General features: G+C 67.6%; 15 protein-coding genes and 1 pseudogene. 7 read left to right on the plus strand and 9 right to left on the minus strand.

Features of this window, described 5'->3' with window-relative positions; genetic code table 11:
* Both ACODS4_RS18585 and ACODS4_RS18590 read right to left on the minus strand, forming a co-directional pair.
* A pseudogene (locus ACODS4_RS18585) lies at positions 1-1,569 on the minus strand (hypothetical protein); the annotation flags it as partial.
* Entirely contained in the window at positions 1,566-2,111 is a 546-nt protein-coding gene (locus ACODS4_RS18590) for a hypothetical protein (RefSeq protein WP_488866300.1), read from the minus strand. The gene ACODS4_RS18590 and the pseudogene ACODS4_RS18585, both read right to left, overlap by 4 nt.
* A gap of 104 nt (positions 2,112-2,215) precedes the next feature.
* Between ACODS4_RS18590 and ACODS4_RS18595 the strand changes: the two genes are divergently transcribed.
* The 3 genes from ACODS4_RS18595 (at position 2,216) to ACODS4_RS18605 (ending at position 5,805) form a co-directional block, all read left to right on the plus strand.
* Positions 2,216-2,716: a hypothetical protein gene (locus ACODS4_RS18595; protein ID WP_488866302.1), complete on the plus strand. Its 501-nt coding sequence runs from the start codon at positions 2,216-2,218 to the stop codon at positions 2,714-2,716.
* Positions 2,717-2,868: 152 nt separating this feature from the next.
* A complete protein-coding gene (gene rlmN, locus ACODS4_RS18600; RefSeq protein WP_488866304.1) occupies positions 2,869-4,035 on the plus strand; it encodes a dual-specificity RNA methyltransferase RlmN in 1,167 nt (388 codons plus the stop codon).
* A gap of 153 nt (positions 4,036-4,188) precedes the next feature.
* A complete protein-coding gene (locus ACODS4_RS18605; protein WP_488866306.1) occupies positions 4,189-5,805 on the plus strand; it encodes an ABC transporter substrate-binding protein in 1,617 nt (538 codons plus the stop codon).
* Positions 5,806-5,849: 44 nt separating this feature from the next.
* Here the strand turns inward: ACODS4_RS18605 and ACODS4_RS18610 are convergent, their stop codons facing one another.
* Positions 5,850-6,482 (minus strand): cysteine hydrolase family protein, encoded by a 633-nt coding sequence (locus ACODS4_RS18610; RefSeq protein WP_488866308.1) that lies wholly within the window; start codon positions 6,480-6,482, stop codon positions 5,850-5,852.
* A gap of 128 nt (positions 6,483-6,610) precedes the next feature.
* Between ACODS4_RS18610 and ACODS4_RS18615 the strand changes: the two genes are divergently transcribed.
* Together ACODS4_RS18615 and cimA are read left to right on the plus strand one after the other, a co-directional pair.
* Positions 6,611-7,453 (plus strand): LysR family transcriptional regulator, encoded by an 843-nt coding sequence (locus ACODS4_RS18615; protein ID WP_488866310.1) that lies wholly within the window; start codon positions 6,611-6,613, stop codon positions 7,451-7,453.
* Between the two features lie 164 nt (positions 7,454-7,617).
* A complete protein-coding gene (cimA, locus tag ACODS4_RS18620; protein ID WP_488866312.1) occupies positions 7,618-9,219 on the plus strand; it encodes a citramalate synthase in 1,602 nt (533 codons plus the stop codon).
* A 188-nt stretch (positions 9,220-9,407) separates the two neighbouring features.
* On the opposite strand, the gene ACODS4_RS18625 is transcribed toward cimA, so the two are convergent.
* Together ACODS4_RS18625 and cobS are read right to left on the minus strand one after the other, a co-directional pair.
* Entirely contained in the window at positions 9,408-10,031 is a 624-nt protein-coding gene (locus tag ACODS4_RS18625) for a histidine phosphatase family protein (protein WP_488866314.1), read from the minus strand.
* Entirely contained in the window at positions 10,028-10,825 is a 798-nt protein-coding gene (gene cobS, locus ACODS4_RS18630; RefSeq protein WP_488866316.1) for an adenosylcobinamide-GDP ribazoletransferase, read from the minus strand. The genes ACODS4_RS18625 and cobS overlap by 4 nt, the downstream gene beginning before the upstream one ends.
* A 296-nt stretch (positions 10,826-11,121) precedes the next feature.
* On the opposite strand from cobS, the gene ACODS4_RS18635 reads away from it, so the two are divergent.
* Positions 11,122-11,922 (plus strand): HNH endonuclease family protein, encoded by an 801-nt coding sequence (locus tag ACODS4_RS18635; protein ID WP_488866318.1) that lies wholly within the window; start codon positions 11,122-11,124, stop codon positions 11,920-11,922.
* A 105-nt stretch (positions 11,923-12,027) separates the two neighbouring features.
* Complete coding sequence (gene cobT / locus ACODS4_RS18640; RefSeq protein ID WP_488866320.1) at positions 12,028-13,056, plus strand: nicotinate-nucleotide--dimethylbenzimidazole phosphoribosyltransferase; 1,029 nt, start codon at positions 12,028-12,030, stop codon at positions 13,054-13,056.
* A gap of 133 nt (positions 13,057-13,189) precedes the next feature.
* On the opposite strand, the gene ACODS4_RS18645 is transcribed toward cobT, so the two are convergent.
* From ACODS4_RS18645 to ACODS4_RS18660, 4 genes are all read right to left on the minus strand, one after another.
* On the minus strand, positions 13,190-13,759 hold the full coding sequence (locus ACODS4_RS18645; RefSeq protein ID WP_488866322.1) for a hypothetical protein: 570 nt from the start codon (positions 13,757-13,759) through the stop codon (positions 13,190-13,192).
* Positions 13,760-13,773: 14 nt separating this feature from the next.
* On the minus strand, positions 13,774-14,952 hold the full coding sequence (gene dapE / locus ACODS4_RS18650) for a succinyl-diaminopimelate desuccinylase (protein WP_488866324.1): 1,179 nt from the start codon (positions 14,950-14,952) through the stop codon (positions 13,774-13,776).
* Between the two features lie 102 nt (positions 14,953-15,054).
* The gene (dapD, locus tag ACODS4_RS18655) at positions 15,055-15,897 is read right to left on the minus strand and encodes a 2,3,4,5-tetrahydropyridine-2,6-dicarboxylate N-succinyltransferase (protein WP_488866326.1); all 843 of its coding nucleotides are present in this window, start codon (positions 15,895-15,897) and stop codon (positions 15,055-15,057) included.
* A 114-nt stretch (positions 15,898-16,011) separates the two neighbouring features.
* Entirely contained in the window at positions 16,012-16,713 is a 702-nt protein-coding gene (locus tag ACODS4_RS18660; protein ID WP_488866328.1) for a pyrimidine 5'-nucleotidase, read from the minus strand.
* Positions 16,714-16,860: the final 147 nt, after the last annotated feature.

The following is a 16,860-nucleotide window of genomic DNA, read 5'->3' on the forward strand; positions in this document are numbered from 1 at the left end:
GCGCATGGCTGGTTCTTTGTCGTCGGCGAAGCGTTCGATCACCGCGTCATAGGCGGCGATTTCTCCCGCCGGGTCGCCCATTGTGCCGAGCCTGTACCCCTTGTTGACCATGGCCATGGCGACCTGTGCGCGCAGGGCTGGTTCTTTGTCGTCGGCGAAGCGTTCGATTCCTGCGTCATCGGCGTCAGGCCCGTCCGTGTCCTTCGCGCTGTCGGCGACATGGTCGGCAGGCCCGTCCGCCCAGCGCCCATTTCCATCTCGTTCCCGCGCCAGACACCATTCCAGCGCCTCGTTCACCGCGAATTCATAATCGGGGTGCAGCGGTTTCGCGCCCGCCATTCGGGCGCGGTGGGCGAGGTCGGTCAGTTCGTGGGCGGAATAGAAGCTGGCGAGGAAGCCGACCAGCCAGCGCATCTTTTGTTTGGCGCGCCGGGTGCCATGGCGCATCAGATACCAGATGTTGAGAAAGCGCTCGACAAGCTGATGACCGGCGTAGGAGCCGGAGGTCTCGCGGCTTTCGATCAAGCCGTCCTTGCGCAGTTTGATGAGCAGCGGCGACAGGGTGGTCGCCGGGATGTTGGTGATCTGCGCCAGGGTGTTGGTGGTGATCGGATCCCAATGCAGGGCGATGGCGTCGATCACGGCGCGCTGCTGCGCGGTCTGATACTCCTCCACCCGCGCCTTGTAAAAGGGCGTGACCTGGTCGAGCAGCACCTCCAGATCCGCCATCGTCTGATCGGTTTCGGAGGATTCCAGCAGCCGGTAAATCAGGGTCAGGATGCGCGGGTTGCCGCCGGTCAGGGTGTGCAGGGTGCGCAGCCGTTCCGGCTGGGTGTTCAGCGACCGGATGACCGCGCCGCCCGCCGCGCCGCGCCGTTGGGCCAGCGCCCGCATGCAGCCTTCGGTTTCCCGCTCGTCCAACGCCTCCAGATGGAGGGGTTGGAAGAACTCGTAAAAGGCGGCGTCGCGGTCGGCGGTTTGCCGCAGCGGCCGGGTGGACGCGCCGACGATGACCGGACCATGGCGCGCCTGCAAGCGCCGCCGCAGAATCCATTGATCGTCGTCGGGCAGCGCGTCCAGAATCAGATCGAGGTTGTCCACCAGCAGCACCGCGCGCCGCCCGACCTGCTCCATCTCCGCCTGGAAACGGTCGGCGGCCTCCTCGTCCCCGGCCCAGTCCGGGGTGAACAGGGCGTTGTCGAGGCGATGGGCCAGCGCGTCCTTGCCCGTCCGCTCCGCCCATTCGGCCAGCGCCTCCCCACAATTGCGCCAGAAATCCCCCAGGCTGAGGACGTTGTATTGCTCCTCGCGAAAGCTGAGGGGGGTGAAGCGCTGGGCCAGCGCCGGATCCTGGTCGATGGCGATGGCCAACCGGCGCAGCAGGGTGGTTTTCCCCATCCCCCGCACGCCGATCAACAGGTGATGGGTGGCAAGCCCGTCCGGTTCGATGGCCCGCAACCGGCGCAGCAGGCCGTCGAGCGTGTCGGCGCGCGCGACGAAATTGGCCACGACGTCGTCATCGCTCTGGCTGCCTTGGCCGTACAGGAAAAGACCGGACACCATGCTCATTCCACCTCATACTCCCGCCAATAACGGCGGATCAGCCCCGAACGAAAGCTGTAGCGCCCATCGGTCAGGGTGATAAGCCCATCGTTGCTCAACATGGCGAGAATGTCCTTCACCTGCCGCCCTGTCACCCCCGCCTGGCTTTGCGTGGCGTGGGCCAGCAGCGTGTCCAGGATCTCGCCATCGGCGGTGTCCGACAGCCGGTTGAGCAGCCGTTCGGCGATGGCCCGGTCGGTGATGGGCAGATTTTTGCGGACATGCTCGCCCCACACCGCGAATTCCGACCGGCGGTTCGGTTGCAGCAGTTTGTCGAACGCCGCGCGGAAATCCGCCGCCGTGGCCCGAGCGGGCGCGCTGGGACCGCAAGCGACCGAGGGCCGCACCTCGTTGGCGATCATTTTGAGGTAATAGGGGGCGAGCCAGCCCAATTCGGCGAACATCGCGTCGAAATCGGCGTCGTCGGCGTCGAACACATGGTTGAGCGGCTGTTGCAGATTGGGATCGCGCAGAAAGGATCGCGCCTCCTCCGCCGTGAAGGGGCGCATCTCGAAGGTCTCGAAATCGACGAAGGGCCTTCCAGATCAAAGCGCCGGGCGATGACGTTCAGGCCGATCGATCCGGTCAACAGCCAGCGGACGTTGCGGTAACGTTGCTGGAAGCCGCGCAGCTTGTAGGCGAAATCGCGCGCGCCCTGCGGATCATCCTCGGCGAAATGCAGGAAGAAATAGGCGATCTCATCAATGATGATGGCCGATTTTTCGCCCGAGTCATCAAGCGAGGCGATCAGCGTTTCGGCGAATTCGATGGGGTCGACCTTGCCCAGAGCCTCCAGCGGCGTGCCGCCCCAGGTTCCGCTCAGAAGATTGCCAAAGCGTTGGCGGGCGTGGGTTTGGAAGCGTTTCTTGATGGAGTGCTGGCCTTCGATGCGCTGGCACAGGCTGCGGGCGAAGGCGGTTGGCGTGCGCATGCCTTGGACATCGACCTCCACCGCGCACCAGCCTTCGGCGCGGAGATCCGTCGCCAAGCGCTGGATGGTCCAGGTTTTTCCGATTCGGCGGGGGGCTGGCATGTGGACGCTGACGCCCGCCGTGAGTTTGCGCTTGAGTTGGTCGCGCTCACTGATCCGATTGTGCATTTATGCACTCAATGATTTATTATTGATTGAATTTATTTGCCTCAAAATAAATTGTCAATATAAGAATCGTGCCTCCACGGATGGCGCGCCGGGGCAGGGCGGGCGATTGACCTTGAACGTCGCTTGGTCTTTTGACTCTTCGCGCTCATGGCCTTATTTAAGGGGTCATGAGCGCCTCCCATCACGCAAACGCCTTTGCCCTGCCCGCCGTTGACGCGGACGGGCGCAAAAACCTTGTCGGCCTGTCCCGCGACGAGCTGGAAGCCGAAATGCTGTCCATTGGCCTGGAGAAATTCCGGGCGCGCCAGCTTTGGCACTGGATTTACCATCGCGGCGCCACCGATTTTTCGGTGATGACCACGCTGGCCAAGCCGGTGCGCGAAAAGCTGGCCGACAGCCATGTCATCGCCCGCCCGACGGTGGTCAAGGATCTGAAATCGGCGGACGGCACCCGCAAATGGCTGCTGCGCATGCCCGACGGGCAGGAGGTGGAGAGCGTCCACATCCCCGAAGAGGATCGCGGCACCCTGTGCGTCTCCTCGCAGGTCGGCTGCACGCTGACTTGCCGCTTCTGCCACACCGGCACCCAGCGTCTGGTGCGCAACCTCGATTCGTCGGAGATTGTGGCGCAGGTCATGCTGGCCCGCGACATGCTGGACGAATGGCCCGCCCCGCCGGACGGGCGGATGCTGTCCAACGTCGTCATGATGGGCATGGGCGAGCCGCTGTTCAATTACGAGAACGTCGCCAAGGCGCTGAAGATCGTCATGGACGGCGACGGCATTTCGATCTCCAAGCGGCGCATCACCCTGTCCACCTCCGGCGTGGTTCCGGCCATGCGGCGCTGCGGCGAGGAGCTGAACGTCAATCTGGCGGTCAGCCTGCACGCGGTGACGGATGAGCTGCGCGACATCATCATGCCGATCAACCGCAAATACCCGCTGCGGGATTTGATCGCGGCCTGCCGGGATTACCCTGGCCTGTCCAACGCCCGGCGCATCACCTTTGAATATGTGATGCTGAAGGGGATCAACGACAGCCCCGCCGACGCCCGCGCGCTGGTCAAGCTGTTGGAAGGGGTTCCGGCCAAGATCAACCTCATTCCCTTCAACCCCTGGCCGGGCGCGCCCTATGAGCGCTCCACCGACCGGGCGATCCAGATTTTTGGCGATCTGGTCAACAACGCCGGTTACGCCAGCCCGGTGCGCACCCCGCGCGGCGAGGACATCATGGCCGCCTGCGGCCAGTTGCGCAGCGACAGCCTGCGCCTGTCCGCCGCCGAACGCGCGGCCATCGACAAGGTCATCGCCGAAAAGGACGCCGAATTGGTTTGATCCGTCGCGCGCCTCTTTCCTCATTGGGGAGAGGCGCGCGCGGCCCTGAAGAAATCCCCACTGGTCGGCTTGACAAAGCGCGGAGACGCGCGGGATGCTTCGATAGCGCAAACATCGAGCGCCCAACAAAGACCCGTCCGGGAGACAACAGGGATGACCAGCTTCAAAAGCGGCCTGTTCGGCGCCGCCGCCTTCGCCCTTTCCGCCATCGCCCTCTCTCCCGCCATCCTGACCGGCGCGGCACTGGCCGACACGCCCAAGGATTCGCTGGTGATGGCGTGGCAGTTCGACGACATCGTCGGCCTCGACCCCGCTGAGATTTTTGAGTTCTCCGGCGCCGAATACGGCGCGCAGGTCTATGACCGGCTCATCAACATCGATCCCAAGGACGTCAGCAAGATCGGGGGCGAGGTCGCCGAAAGCTGGACCGTGTCGGACGACGGCAAGGTCTTCACCTTCAAAATCCGCGACGGCATCAAATTCCATTCCGGCAACCCGCTGACCGCCGAGGACGCCGCCTATTCGCTGCGCCGGGCGGTGAAGCTGAACAAGGGGCCGGCCTTCATTCTCGGCCAGTTCGGTCTGACGCCCGAAAACGTCGATCAGATGGTCAAGGCCACCGATCCGCGCACGCTGATTTTCACCACCGAGCAGGTCTACGCCCCCACCTTCGTGCTGAACTGCCTGACCGCCGGAGTGGCGTCGGTCGTCGATTCCAAGCTGGTGCAGAGCAAGGAGAAGGACGGCGATTTCGGGTCGGCGTGGCTGCGCCTGAACTCCGCCGGGTCCGGCCCCTTCCAGTTGAAGCAGTGGAAGGCGAGCGAACTGCTGACGCTCGACGCCAACCCCAACTACTGGCGCGGCGCGCCGGGGCTGAAGCGGGTGTTGATCCGCCACATCGCCGAACCGGCCACCCAACGGCTGCTGCTGGAAAAGGGAGACGTGGACGTCGCCCGCAACCTGAAGCCGGAACAGTTCGAGCCGTTGAAGGCCAACAGCGCCGTGCGGTTGATCCAGGCCCCGAAGGGCACGTTGTGGTACGTCGGTCTCAACCAGAAGAACCCAATCCTTGCCAAGCCCGAGGTGCGGGAGGCGATGAAGCACCTCGTCGATTACGAGGGCATGGCCAAGACGATCATGAACGGTCAGGCGACCATCCATCAAACCTTCCTGCCGGACGGTTTCCTTGGCGCGCTGAACGACACCCCCTACCGCTATGACCCGGCCAAGGCGAAGGAGTTGCTGGCCAAGGCGGGCTACCCTGACGGCTTCACGGTGACGCTGGACATGCGCAACACCACGCCGACCCAGGACATGGCCCAAGCCATCCAGGCCAGCGCCGCCGCCGGTGGGGTGAAGATCGAGATCATCCCCGGCGACGGCAAACAGGTGCTGACCAAGTACCGCGCCCGCAGCCACGACATGACCATTTACCAATGGGGCGCGGATTATCAGGATCCGCACACCAACGCCGAAACCTTCGCCGCCAACCCGGACAACAGCGACGGGGCCAAGTCCAAGCCGCTGGCCTGGCGCAACGCCTGGGACATTCCGGAGCTGACCAAGAAGACCAACGCCGCCGTCGTGGAAAAGGACGGGGCCAAGCGCGCGGCGATCTATCAGGATCTCCAGCGCTCGGTCCTCGCCGACTCGCCCTTCGTCATCATGTTCCAGCAGATCGAGGTCGTCGCCGAACGCGCCAACCTGACCGGCATGGTCTGGGGGCCGAGCTTCGACAGCAACGTCTATTGGAAGGCCGTGAAGAAGTAAGCGTCGCCCGGTGACGCCGGGGGTTCGGGGGTGGGGCGGGCGCCTTATCCCCAGGCCCCGGCGTCCTTCACCACAATGGCCAGCGTGTCGCTCAAGCCGGTCAGCACGCCGCGCTGAAGTTCCGCCGCCGTGACGATTCCGCCCTGGCCGTCGGGCAGATCGCGGGTCGCGGTCGCCGCCGAAACCACGGTGACGCGCCATCCCCGGTCGTTCGCCCCGCGCACCGTGCTGCTGACGCAATTGTGCGTCATGAACCCGGCGATGATGAGGTCCGTCCGCCCGGTCGCCCGCGCGACCTCCTCCAGATTGGTGCCGGTGAAGCTGTTGGCCTTGGCTTTGACGACGATCGTTTCGCCGTCCAGCGGGGCGACGGCGGGGAGGATCGCCACGAACGGGCCGTCGGGGTTGAAGATCGCGCCGCCGGGCTTGCCGTGATGGACCACATGGATGACCGGCACGCCATGCTCGCGGGCCAGAGCCAGCAGGGCGGCGGCCTCCGCGACCGCCGCGTCCACGCCCACCAGCGGCAGCGCGCCGTCGGTGTATTCGCGCTGAAGGTCAATCAGGACCAGGGCGGCGGAATCCAGCGCGCTGGGGGTCAGCGGCGCGCCCGCCATCGTCAAGATCGTCTGGGTCAGAATGGTCTGGGGCAAACTCGTCTGGGGGGCGGTCATCATCGTCATCCTTCAAGGCTGTGGCGTGTGGGGTGGCGCGATCTTGATCGGTTCATCTTTGCGCGCACAGCCGCTATCCTCGCGCGGCGCCTGTTCAAAAATGAACGGCGAGACCAGGAGCGGGGCGGGCGGTGGATTGGGACGATCTGCGGGTGTTTTTGGAGTTGGCGCGGCGCGGCAGCCTGTCGGCGGCGGCGCGCGCCTTGCGGCTCAGCCACGCCACGGTTGGGCGGCGGCTGACGGCGCTGGAGGCGGCGTTGGGCCGGACGCTGGTGGAGCGCCGCCCCGACGGCTACCGCCTGACCGACGAGGGGGAAGCGGTGCGCGCGCTGGCCGAGGCGATGGACGACCGCGCCCAGGCGATCCGGCGGCGGGAGGGGAGCGGCGGCGGCCTGTCCGGCACGGTGCGGTTGACGATGACGCAGGCGTTGGCCGACCGCTTCCTGATTCCCCGGCTGGGTCCGTTGCGGACGGCCCATCCCGACCTGGATTTGGAAATTATCACCGACAACCGCGCGCTCAGTCTGGCCCGGCGCGAAGCCGATCTGGCGATCCGGCTGGCCCGTCCCCAGCATGGCGACCTGATCGGGCGGCGGCTGGCCATGCTCGGCTATGGCCTTTACGCCGCCCCGGACGCGCCCGACGCCCTGGTCGGCTATGACGAGACGCTGGCCGATCTGCCCGAGGCGGCGTGGCTGGCCCAGCATGGCGGCGGGCGGCGCGTGGCCTTTCGCGCCAACAGCGTGTTGGGGCAGATGGCGGCGGCGGTCGCCGGATTCGGCGCGGCCCTCCTGCCCTGCATGCTGGCGGAGGGGGAGCCGGGCCTGGTCCGCCTGCCGTTGCCCGGCCCGCCGCTGACCCGCGAGGCGTGGCTGCTGGTCCACCGCGACCGCAAGGACGTCCCGCGCGTCCGCGCCGTCATCGACCATCTGACCGACCTGTTCGAGCGCGAGCGGGCGCGGTTGGAGGGGTGAGAGGACGAAGCGACCGGCGCCGTCGGCGCTCCGTTGCGGCGACCGCCGACTTTTCGCAAGTTTCTTGTCAAAATCGTTGAGCCGCCGGGCCGCATCGTCCATTCTCCGGCCTTTCCAGGGGGCCGTCGGCGGCCCCGGTTGTCTTTTGGTCAGGTCAGGCGGCGATGACGGGCGAACGCATTTATCTGTACGACACCACCCTGCGCGACGGGGCGCAGACCCAGGACGTGGATTTCTCGGTCGCGGACAAGATCGCGATCGCTCTGGAGCTTGACCGGCTCGGCGTCGATTACGTCGAAGGCGGTTGGCCTGGCGCCAACCCGACCGACGACCAGTTTTTCGCCGAAGCGCCGGAATTGACGCGCGCCACCTTCACCGCCTTCGGCATGACCCGGCGTCCGGGACGCAGCGCCGCCAACGATCCGCAACTGACGGCGCTGGCGCAATCGCGCTCGAAGGCCGTCTGCATGGTCGGCAAGACCTGGGACTTTCACGTCGACGTCGCGCTGGGGATCCCGCGCGAGGAGAATCTCGACCTGATCCGCGACAGCATCGCCGCGCTGCACGCCGCCAAGGGCGAGGCGCTGTTCGACGCCGAGCATTTCTTTGACGGGTACAAACGCAACCCGGCCTACGCCGCGAGCTGCGTCAAGGCGGCTTTCGAGGCGGGCGCGCGTTGGATCGTGCTGTGCGACACCAACGGCGGCACGCTGCCGCACGAGATTGACGCCATCGTCCGCGCCGTCATCGCCGACCATGGGATTCCCGGCGACCGTCTGGGCATCCATTGCCACAACGACACCGAAAACGCCGTGGCCAACTCGCTGGCCGCCGTGCGGGCGGGCGCGCGCATGGTGCAGGGGACCATCAACGGCTTGGGCGAGCGGTGCGGCAACGCCAACCTCGTCTCGCTGATTCCCTCGCTGATGCTGAAGATGGGCTTTGAAACCGGCATCCGGCGCGAGGATCTGCCGCTGCTGACCCAGCTCAGCCGGTCGTTCGACGAGCGGCTGAACCGCGCGCCGAACCGCCACGCCGCCTATGTCGGGGCCAGCGCCTTCGCCCACAAGGGCGGGCTGCACGTCTCGGCGGTGGAAAAGGATCCGGCCTCCTACGAGCATGTTCCGCCCGAGGCGGTGGGCAACCGGCGGCAGATCGTCATGTCCGATCAAGCTGGGCGGTCCAACATCATCGCCCGTCTGCGCGACATCGGCCTGGACATCGACCCGAAGGACGAGCGGCTCGCCCGCCTGCTCGATCTGGTCAAGCAGCGCGACAGCGACGGCTACGCCTATGACACCGCCGAAGCGAGCTTTGAACTGCTGGTCCGCCGCGAACTGGGCGGCGTGCCGCGTTTCTTCGAGTTGCTGCGCTTCCACGTCACCGACGAGCGCCGTTACAACGCCGTGGGCAAACTGGTCGTCGAGTCCGAGGCGGTGGTCCGCGTCCGCGTCGGCGACGAGGTCCGTTTGGAGGTCGCCGACGGCAACGGCCCGGTCCACGCGCTGGACGTCGCCATGCGCAAGGCGCTGGAGCCGGTTTACCCGGCCCTGAAGGGCGTCAGCCTGTCGGACTACCGCGTCCGCATCCTGGCCGCCAAGGAAGGCACCGGGGCGATGCCGCGCGTGCTGATCCGTTCGGCGGGGGTGGGGGGGGACGAGATGTCCACGCTGGGGGTCTCCACCAACATCATCGAAGCGTCGATGGAAGCGCTGGTGGACAGCTATGTCTTCACCCTGATGAAAAGCGCCGCCACGCCGGTGTGACGGTTGGGCGCTTTGGCGAGGCTCAAACGCCCGTGCCCCCTCCCCAACCCTCCCCCGCGTTGCGGGAGAGGGGGCTGGCTCCTTGTCGGCGTTCGGCGGAGTTCCCTCTCCCGCCAACGGCGGGGGAGGGTTAGGGAGGGGGAAAACCTTGTCAAATTGACAGGAACCCGTTGGATCAACGGCCCGCCTCAACGGGCCGCCATGTCCCGCCCCGGCGGGCGGTTGACGCAACCGACGGACCACGCGCCGGAACCGTCCGCCGTCGCGTGATGGTCCAGCCGGGTCAGCGACCAGTGATCGACGCGCAGGCGCAGGGCGGCGGCGGGCGTCAAATCCAGCGCCAGCGCCACAGCCGCGCGGATCGATCCGCCATGGATCACCGCGATCAGATTTTGTTCGGCGTGGGCGGCGGTCAGCCGGGTCAGCGCCCCGGCGGCGCGCGCCATCACGGTGGCGAAGCTTTCCCCCTCGGGCGGGGCGTTCATCGCCGGATCCTCCCAAAAGCGGGCGGCGTCGGCGGGGTGGCGGGCGGCGATGGCGTCGTGCGACAGCCCTTCCCACGCGCCGAAATTCTGTTCGGCCAACGCCGCCTCGACCAGCGGTTCGGCCCCCGGATGCAGGGCGCGGGCGGTCTGGCGGCTGCGGCGCAGCGGGCTGGTCAGCCACAGCGCCGGGTCGGGCAGCGTCGCGGCGAGGGCCGAGGCGGCGGCCCAGTCGCTGGTGTCGGCGGCGGGGTCGCTGGCTCCGAAAATCGCGCCGGTCGGGTTGGGCACGGGGGCGTGGCGGATCAACCACCAGCGGGTCACGCTCATGATCCCGCCATCCACGCCGTCAGGGTCAACAGGGCGGCGATCTCCGCCGCCTGCTGCGCGGCGCCGAACACATCGCCGGTGTGGCCGCCAATCTGCCGCCGGGCCAGCGCAGCGACCAGTCCCGTGGCCCCGGCGGCGGCCAGCGCGGCGGGCAGGGCCAACCATCCCAACATCAGCAGGGCGATCCCGCCGCCCAACGCGCCCGCCAACCCCACCGTGGTCTTGGTCGGCTTGCCCTGCGCGGCGGCCAGCCCGTCGCGGCGGGCGGCGGGCAGCCGGTCGGCCAGAGCCGCCAACCCGGCCCGCGACATCGCCCCCGCCGCGACCAGCCCGGCGATGACGGCGCCAGGGCCAGCCCCCAGCAGCGCGGCGATGGCCGCAGCCCGCAACCCGACCGAGAAGACCAGCGCCAGCACGCCATAGCTGCCAACCCGGCTGTCGCGCATGATCTCCAGCTTGCGCGCCACGTCGCGCCCGCCGCCGAAACCATCGGCGACGTCGGCCCCGCCATCCTCGTGCAGCCCGCCAGTCAGCCAGACCATCGCCGCCAGCCCCAGCAGGGCGCAGGCGAGCGGCGGCAGATGGGCGAGGTTGGCCAGCGCCGCCACCAGCCCGCCAACCAGCCCGACCAGCCCGCCGACCAGGGGAAACCACCCCATGGCGCGCGCCGCCGCTCCCTCGGCCAGCGGCCCGGCGATGGGCAGGGGCAGGCGGGTGAGGAAGACAAGGGCGAGCGCGGCGTCCTGGAGGTGACGCGGCGGCGGCGCGGGGGTGGTTGTGTCGATTTGGAGCATCAGGACGGACCTACGCCCAACCGGGAGCGGGGGCAACTGGAACCTGACGGGGAAAGAGCGCGGCGCGGCGTTGGGGTCACGCGGGCGGGCGGAATCGCAGCGGGAAGATTCCAGCGCTTGACCAGACTTATCCACAGCAATGTGGATAATTGTGTGCATAACCCTGTTGAACCTGTGGCGCCGCCTGTCTGGAACCGTCACAAACCTCGGCGAACCGGATTCGCGGGGGCGGCGATTGAGCTTTTCCAGCGCTTCGGCCATAAGACGGGGCAACCGATGACGCGCTGGGGATGGGCATGACGAGAGGGTGGGGCAAGGCCACGGGGGCACCACGGCCTCGACGCTCCATCCTGCTGCGCGGTTTGCTGCTGGTGTTGGCCGTGCTGGCGCTGGCGGCCTTGGCCGAGCGGGTCGGGGTTCTGCCCTCCGGCACGCTGGAACGGCTTTTCGGGCAGGAAACCAAACGCCACCGCTCCACCCGCCCGGCCTCCACGGCGATGGCGGTCGCGCCCCCCGCCGTGGCGCGGGCGTCCGACCGCATCGACTTCGTCCACACGCAAAAGCTCCTCGACGGCATCCGGGTGGAGCCGGAAAAGCGGCGCGGCTACGCGCGGGATGACTGGCCGCATTGGCTGTCCACCGACCGCAGTTGCCTGAACGCCCGCGAACAGGTGCTGATCCGTGATTCGCAGCGCCCGGCGCGGTTGTCGGCCAACGGCTGCGCGGTGGCGTCGGGCGAGTGGATCGACCCCTACACCGGCGACCGCGTCACCGATCCCGGCCTGATCGACATCGACCACCGGGTGCCGCTGGAAGAAGCCTATGGCAGCGGCGGTTACGCCTGGAGCCGCGACCGCCGCGCCGCCTACGCCAACGATCTGACCGACCCGCTGACCCTGCTGGCGGTCGGCCAAGCGTCCAACCGTGCCAAGGGGGCGAAGGGGCCGGAGGAGTGGTTGCCGCCCAAACGTGACGGGATTTGCCTCTACGTCGCCGACTGGATCGCCGTGAAGGCCCGCTGGTCGCTGAGCATGGACGAGCGCGAGCGCGTCGCCGTCGGCAACATTCTGGCCGATTGCCGCCAGTCGGCGCGCTGATTGGCCGACGATTGCCGGATCGGCCCTGAGAAGGCGCTTTGACTTGGGGGGCGGATCGGTGCAAGGTCGCGCCGTTTTTCCGCGCTTTTCGTCAGGATCCGCCCCATGAGCACCCCGCAACCCGCCGTTACTTTCGAGGAAATCCGCGCGCTCGTCCGCAATTTGCCCGGACCGGATCTCGACGCCGGAACCGCCGCCTTGCAGCGCGAACGGCAGCTCACCAAACCGGCGGGCGCGCTGGGGCGGCTGGAGGAACTGGCCCAGTGGGTCGCCACCTGGCAGGGCCAGCACCCGCCGGAGATCCGCCGTCCGCGCGTCGCCGTCTTCGCTGGCAACCACGGCGTGGCCGCGCGCGGCGTGTCGGCCTACCCGTCGGACGTGACGGCGCAGATGGTCGCCAATTTCCAGAACGGCGGCGCCGCCGTGAACCAACTGTGCGAGGCGGCGGACGCCGACCTGCGCGTCTATGAACTCGATCTGGAAAACCCGACCGCTGACTTCACCCAGGGTCCGGCGATGGGCGAGGAAGAATGCTGCCGCACCATGGCCTATGGCATGATGGCGGTGGAGATGGGCATCCAGCTCATCGCGCTGGGCGAGATGGGGATCGGCAACTCGACCTCGGCGGCGGCGCTCTGTCTGGCGCTGTTCGGCGGTGAGGCCGCCGATTGGGCCGGGCGCGGCACCGGGGTGGACGACGAGGGGCTGGCCCGCAAGATCGCGGCGGTCGAGGCGGGCGTCGCCGCCAACCCGCAGGCCAAGGACGACCCGTTCGAGGCGTTGCGTTGCCTGGGCGGTTACGAGCTGGCGGCGATCGCCGGGGCGATCCTGGCGGCGCGGGTGGCGCGGGTGCCGGTGCTGCTCGACGGTTTCGCCTGCACGGCGGCGGCGGCGGTTCTGTTCAAGGCCGACCGCCGGGCGCTCGACCATTGCGTCGTCGCCCACCGCTCGGTCGAGCCGGGCCACACCCGCCTGTTGCAGGCCATCGGCAAGGAGCCGCTGTTGGATCTCGGCATGCGGTTGGGCGAAGGGTCGGGCGCGACGCTGGCGATCAACATCGTCAAATCGGCGGTCGCCTGCCACGCTGGCATGGCGACCTTCGCCGACGCGGGCGTCAGCACCCGCGAGGAGTAAAGGCGGGCGCGCTTGGCCCCCTCCCTAACCCTCCCCCGCCGATGGCGGGAGAGGGAACTCCGCCGAACGCCGACAAGGCGCAAGACTCCCTCTCCCGCTGACAAGCGGGGGAGGGTCGGGGAGGGGGCAAGCGTTACAGCAGCCCGTCGGCCAGATCGGTTATCATCGCCGACAGGAACAGATCGACCAGAACCAGCGCGACGGCGACCGGACCCGTCACGTCCAGCGCCGTCCGCAGGACGAACCACTGGTAGGTCAGCATCGCCATCATCACGCCCAGCACCAGCCCTTCCGACAGAAAGCCGGGCAACAGGTCGCTGGCCGACAGAATCATCACCGGCAGATAGACCGCCATCTGGATGACCGCCGACCAGTTGTAGGCGGTGACGGCGCCGGGGAAGCGTTCCGCCTTGCCCAGCAGGGTCAGGATGCGGTGCAGGGCCAGGGGGAAGGCCGTCCAACTGACGACATAGGCGATGGATTCGACGGTCAGCACCTGCAACAGGGGTGAATCGTCGACCTGCCCCCACAGCCGGATCGCCAGCAGCAGGGCGTAGGCGGGCAGCACCAGCACGGCGGCGAAGAAAGAGGCCAAGGCCCCATCCGGCGTGCGGTCGAAGCAGGAAAAGCCGCTGGGATCGAAGCGGGCCAGCCGGTAGGCGCCGCTCAGCGCCGTCAGAATCGCGGTGGGGTTGGGCGGCATCGGCCTTGCCCCGCTCAGCCGTTGGATCCGGCGTCGCTCTGGGCGGGCAGGTGGGTGAAGACGCGCTGCAAAATCACCTCATAGATCGCCGACAGGCCGGTCAGGTCGCTGACCAGCGTGTGTTCGTCCAGCTTGTGCATGGTCTGGCCGACCAAGCCGAACTCCACCACCGGGCAGAAATTCTTGATGAAACGGGCGTCCGACGTGCCGCCGGTCGTCGAGTATTCCGGGCGGCGTCCGGTCGCCGTCTCCACCGCTTCGGCGACCAGTTCGGTCAGCGGGCCGGGGGCGGTGAGGAAGGATTCGCCGGAGCAATGGATGTCCAGTTCATAGGCGCCGCCGATGGCGTCGAAACAGCCGCGCAGCCAGGATTCGATGCTGGCCGGGGTGTGGGCGTCGTTGAAGCGGATGTTGAAGGTCGCCTTGCCGTGCGCCGGAATGACGTTGGTGGCCGGGTTGCCGACGTCGATGGTGGTCAAGGCCAGGGTGGAGGGCTGGAAATGCGCCGTCCCCTCGTCCATCGGCTGTTCGGTGATCGCGGCCAGCATGCGGACCAGACGGGGCAACGGGTTGTCGGCCAGATGCGGGTAGGCGGTGTGGCCCTGCGCGCCGAAGACGGTCAAATGGCCGGTCAGGCTGCCGCGCCGCCCGATCTTAATCATGTCGCCCAGCGCCTTGGGGTTGGTCGGCTCCCCCACAACGCAGGCGTCCAGCGTCTCGCCGCGCGCGGCCAGCCAATCCAGAACCTTCTTGGTGCCGTTGATCGCCACGCCTTCCTCATCGCCGGTGATGAGCAGGCTGATGGAGCCAGCGGGCGGGCCGTCGGCGGCCAGACGGCGCGACACGGCGGCGACGAAGGCGGCGATGGCCCCCTTCATGTCCACCGCGCCCCGGCCATAGAGCCGGTCATTGTGGATGGTCCCGGCGAAGGGATCGATGGACCAGCCCTTCAACTCGCCCGGCGGCACCACGTCGGTGTGACCGGCGAAGCAGAAATTCGGCCCTTCGGTCCCCAGGCGGGCGTACAGATTCTCGACCGGCGCCGTTCCCTCCTGCTCGAAACGCAGGCGGTGGCAGACGAAGCCCAGCGGCGTCAAGGCGGCTTCCAGCACCCCCAGCGCGCCGTCGTCGCGCGGCGTGACGCTGGGGCAGCGGATCAGGTCTTGGGCAAGCGCGACGGCGTCGATGGTCATGATGGGTCCGGGATGGTCCGAAATCGGGGCTGGGGTCGATGGCTGGTCAACGATCAAAACCCCCTCCCCGAGACCGGAGAGGGGGGAAGCGCACGCGCGCGATCAGTCGCGCAGCAGGTCGTTGATCGCGGTCTTGGCGCGGGTCTTTTCGTCCACGCGCTTGATGATGACGCAGCAATACAGGCTCGGCCCCGGCGTGCCGTCGGGCAGCGGCTTGCCGGGCAGCGAGCCGGGAACCACCACCGAATAGGCCGGAACCCGACCGACGAAGACCTCGCCGGTGTGGCGGTCGATGATCTTGGTGGACGCGCCGATGTAGCAGCCCATCGACACCACCGCGCCGGTCTCGACGATCACGCCCTCGACGATTTCGGAGCGGGCGCCGATGAAGCAATTGTCTTCGATGATGACCGGATCGGCCTGCAACGGCTCCAGCACGCCGCCGATGCCGACGCCGCCCGACAGATGCACGTTCTTGCCGATCTGGGCGCAGGAACCGACCGTCACCCAGGTGTCCACCATGGTGCCGCTGTCGACATAGGCGCCGACGTTGACGAAGCTGGGCATCAGAATGACGCCGGGGGCGATGTAGGAGGAGCGGCGGGCGATGGCGCCGGGCAGGGCGCGGAAACCGGCGGCCTGGAACTGGCCTTCGCTCCAGCCCTCGAACTTCGGCGGCACCTTGTCGAACCAGGAGGAGCCGCCGGGGCCGCCGGGGATCATCTCGTTGGCGTTCAGGCGGAAGGACAGGAGAACCGCCTTTTTCAGCCACTGATTGACCTTCCAGCCGCTGTCCGTCTTCTCGGCGACGCGCAGGTCGCCGGAATCAAGGGCGGACAGCGCCGCGTCCACGGCGTCGCGGACGTCGCCGGTGGTGGCGGTGTTCAGGCCGTCGCGGTTGTCCCAGGCGGCGTCGATGGTGGCTTGCAGGCTGGCGTTGCTCATGGCGCGGTCGTTCGGCTGTCGAAAATGGCAGGGATCGGCACCATGGAGCCGACCCGTTCGCCTGTCAACCAACCGGCTGCGACCATGCGTCGCCGTCTGGTCAGTCGTCGTTTGTCAGGGGGCGTCCGCCGCGTCCAGCCCGACCACCTGGGCCAGCCAGCGGGGCAGGTCGTCCACGCTGTGGTCGATGTGGATCCCGTCACCAACCCCGGCGCGCTCGTAATCCTTCTCGCCGCGCAGCCACACGGTGGTCATGCCGAGCGCGTGGGCGGGGGCGAGGTTGCGGGCGATGTCCTCCACCATGCAGGCGCGGGATGGGTCGATGGCGTGGCGTTCAATCAAGGTCGCGTAGGGGCGCGGATCGGGCTTGGGCACATAATCGGCGGCGGCGATGTCGAACACCGCCTCGAAACGGTCAAGGATGCCCAGCCGCCCGGCGACGTTCTCGGCGTGGCGGGTCGAGCCGTTGGTGTAGATGATCTTGCGTCCGGGCAGTTGGTCCAGCGCCTGGGTCAGCAGGGGCGACGGTTGGACGGCGCTGACGTCGATGTCGTGGACGTAATCCATATAGGCGACGGGATCGGCGCCATGCTCGACCATCAGGCCGCGCAGGGTGGTGCCGTAGTCGCGGAAAAACCGCTTCTGCTGGATCCGCGCCTGATCGAACGGGATGTCGAATTGGTTGGCGATGAATTCGCTGATGCGCCGGTCCACCTGGGCGAACAGGTTGCACGAGGCGGGATAAAGCGTGTTGTCGAGGTCGAAAATCCAAACCCCGGTGTCACGCAGCGCGGCAAGGCTGGCAAGTGCGGTCATGCCCCAAGAATGGAGCGCCGCCGCGCTGGCGGCAAGGCGCTTTGCGGTGATTTTCCCGTATGCGATGGTTGATTGAAGATTAACCAGCAAGGCGTTAGCATGGGCTTGCCCATCTTGGCGCGCACTCCTACGTTTCATCAGAAGTTT

The organism is Azospirillum sp. FG154, assembly GCF_057809575.1.

Excerpts from the sequence above, each read along its gene's own strand:
- ACODS4_RS18590 (WP_488866300.1), bottom strand. The coding sequence starts at position 2,111 with ATGCGCCCCTTCACGGCGGAGGAGGCGCGATCCTTTCTGCGCGATCCC.
- rlmN (WP_488866304.1), top strand. The coding sequence starts at position 2,869 with ATGAGCGCCTCCCATCACGCAAACGCCTTTGCCCTGCCCGCCGTTGAC.
- ACODS4_RS18605 (WP_488866306.1), top strand. The coding sequence starts at position 4,189 with ATGACCAGCTTCAAAAGCGGCCTGTTCGGCGCCGCCGCCTTCGCCCTT.
- ACODS4_RS18610 (WP_488866308.1), bottom strand. The coding sequence starts at position 6,482 with ATGATGACCGCCCCCCAGACGAGTTTGCCCCAGACCATTCTGACCCAG.
- cimA (WP_488866312.1), top strand. The coding sequence starts at position 7,618 with ATGACGGGCGAACGCATTTATCTGTACGACACCACCCTGCGCGACGGG.
- ACODS4_RS18625 (WP_488866314.1), bottom strand. The coding sequence starts at position 10,031 with ATGAGCGTGACCCGCTGGTGGTTGATCCGCCACGCCCCCGTGCCCAAC.
- cobS (WP_488866316.1), bottom strand. The coding sequence starts at position 10,825 with ATGCTCCAAATCGACACAACCACCCCCGCGCCGCCGCCGCGTCACCTC.
- ACODS4_RS18635 (WP_488866318.1), top strand. The coding sequence starts at position 11,122 with ATGACGAGAGGGTGGGGCAAGGCCACGGGGGCACCACGGCCTCGACGC.
- cobT (WP_488866320.1), top strand. The coding sequence starts at position 12,028 with ATGAGCACCCCGCAACCCGCCGTTACTTTCGAGGAAATCCGCGCGCTC.
- ACODS4_RS18645 (WP_488866322.1), bottom strand. The coding sequence starts at position 13,759 with ATGCCGCCCAACCCCACCGCGATTCTGACGGCGCTGAGCGGCGCCTAC.
- dapE (WP_488866324.1), bottom strand. The coding sequence starts at position 14,952 with ATGACCATCGACGCCGTCGCGCTTGCCCAAGACCTGATCCGCTGCCCC.
- dapD (WP_488866326.1), bottom strand. The coding sequence starts at position 15,897 with ATGAGCAACGCCAGCCTGCAAGCCACCATCGACGCCGCCTGGGACAAC.
- ACODS4_RS18660 (WP_488866328.1), bottom strand. The coding sequence starts at position 16,713 with ATGACCGCACTTGCCAGCCTTGCCGCGCTGCGTGACACCGGGGTTTGG.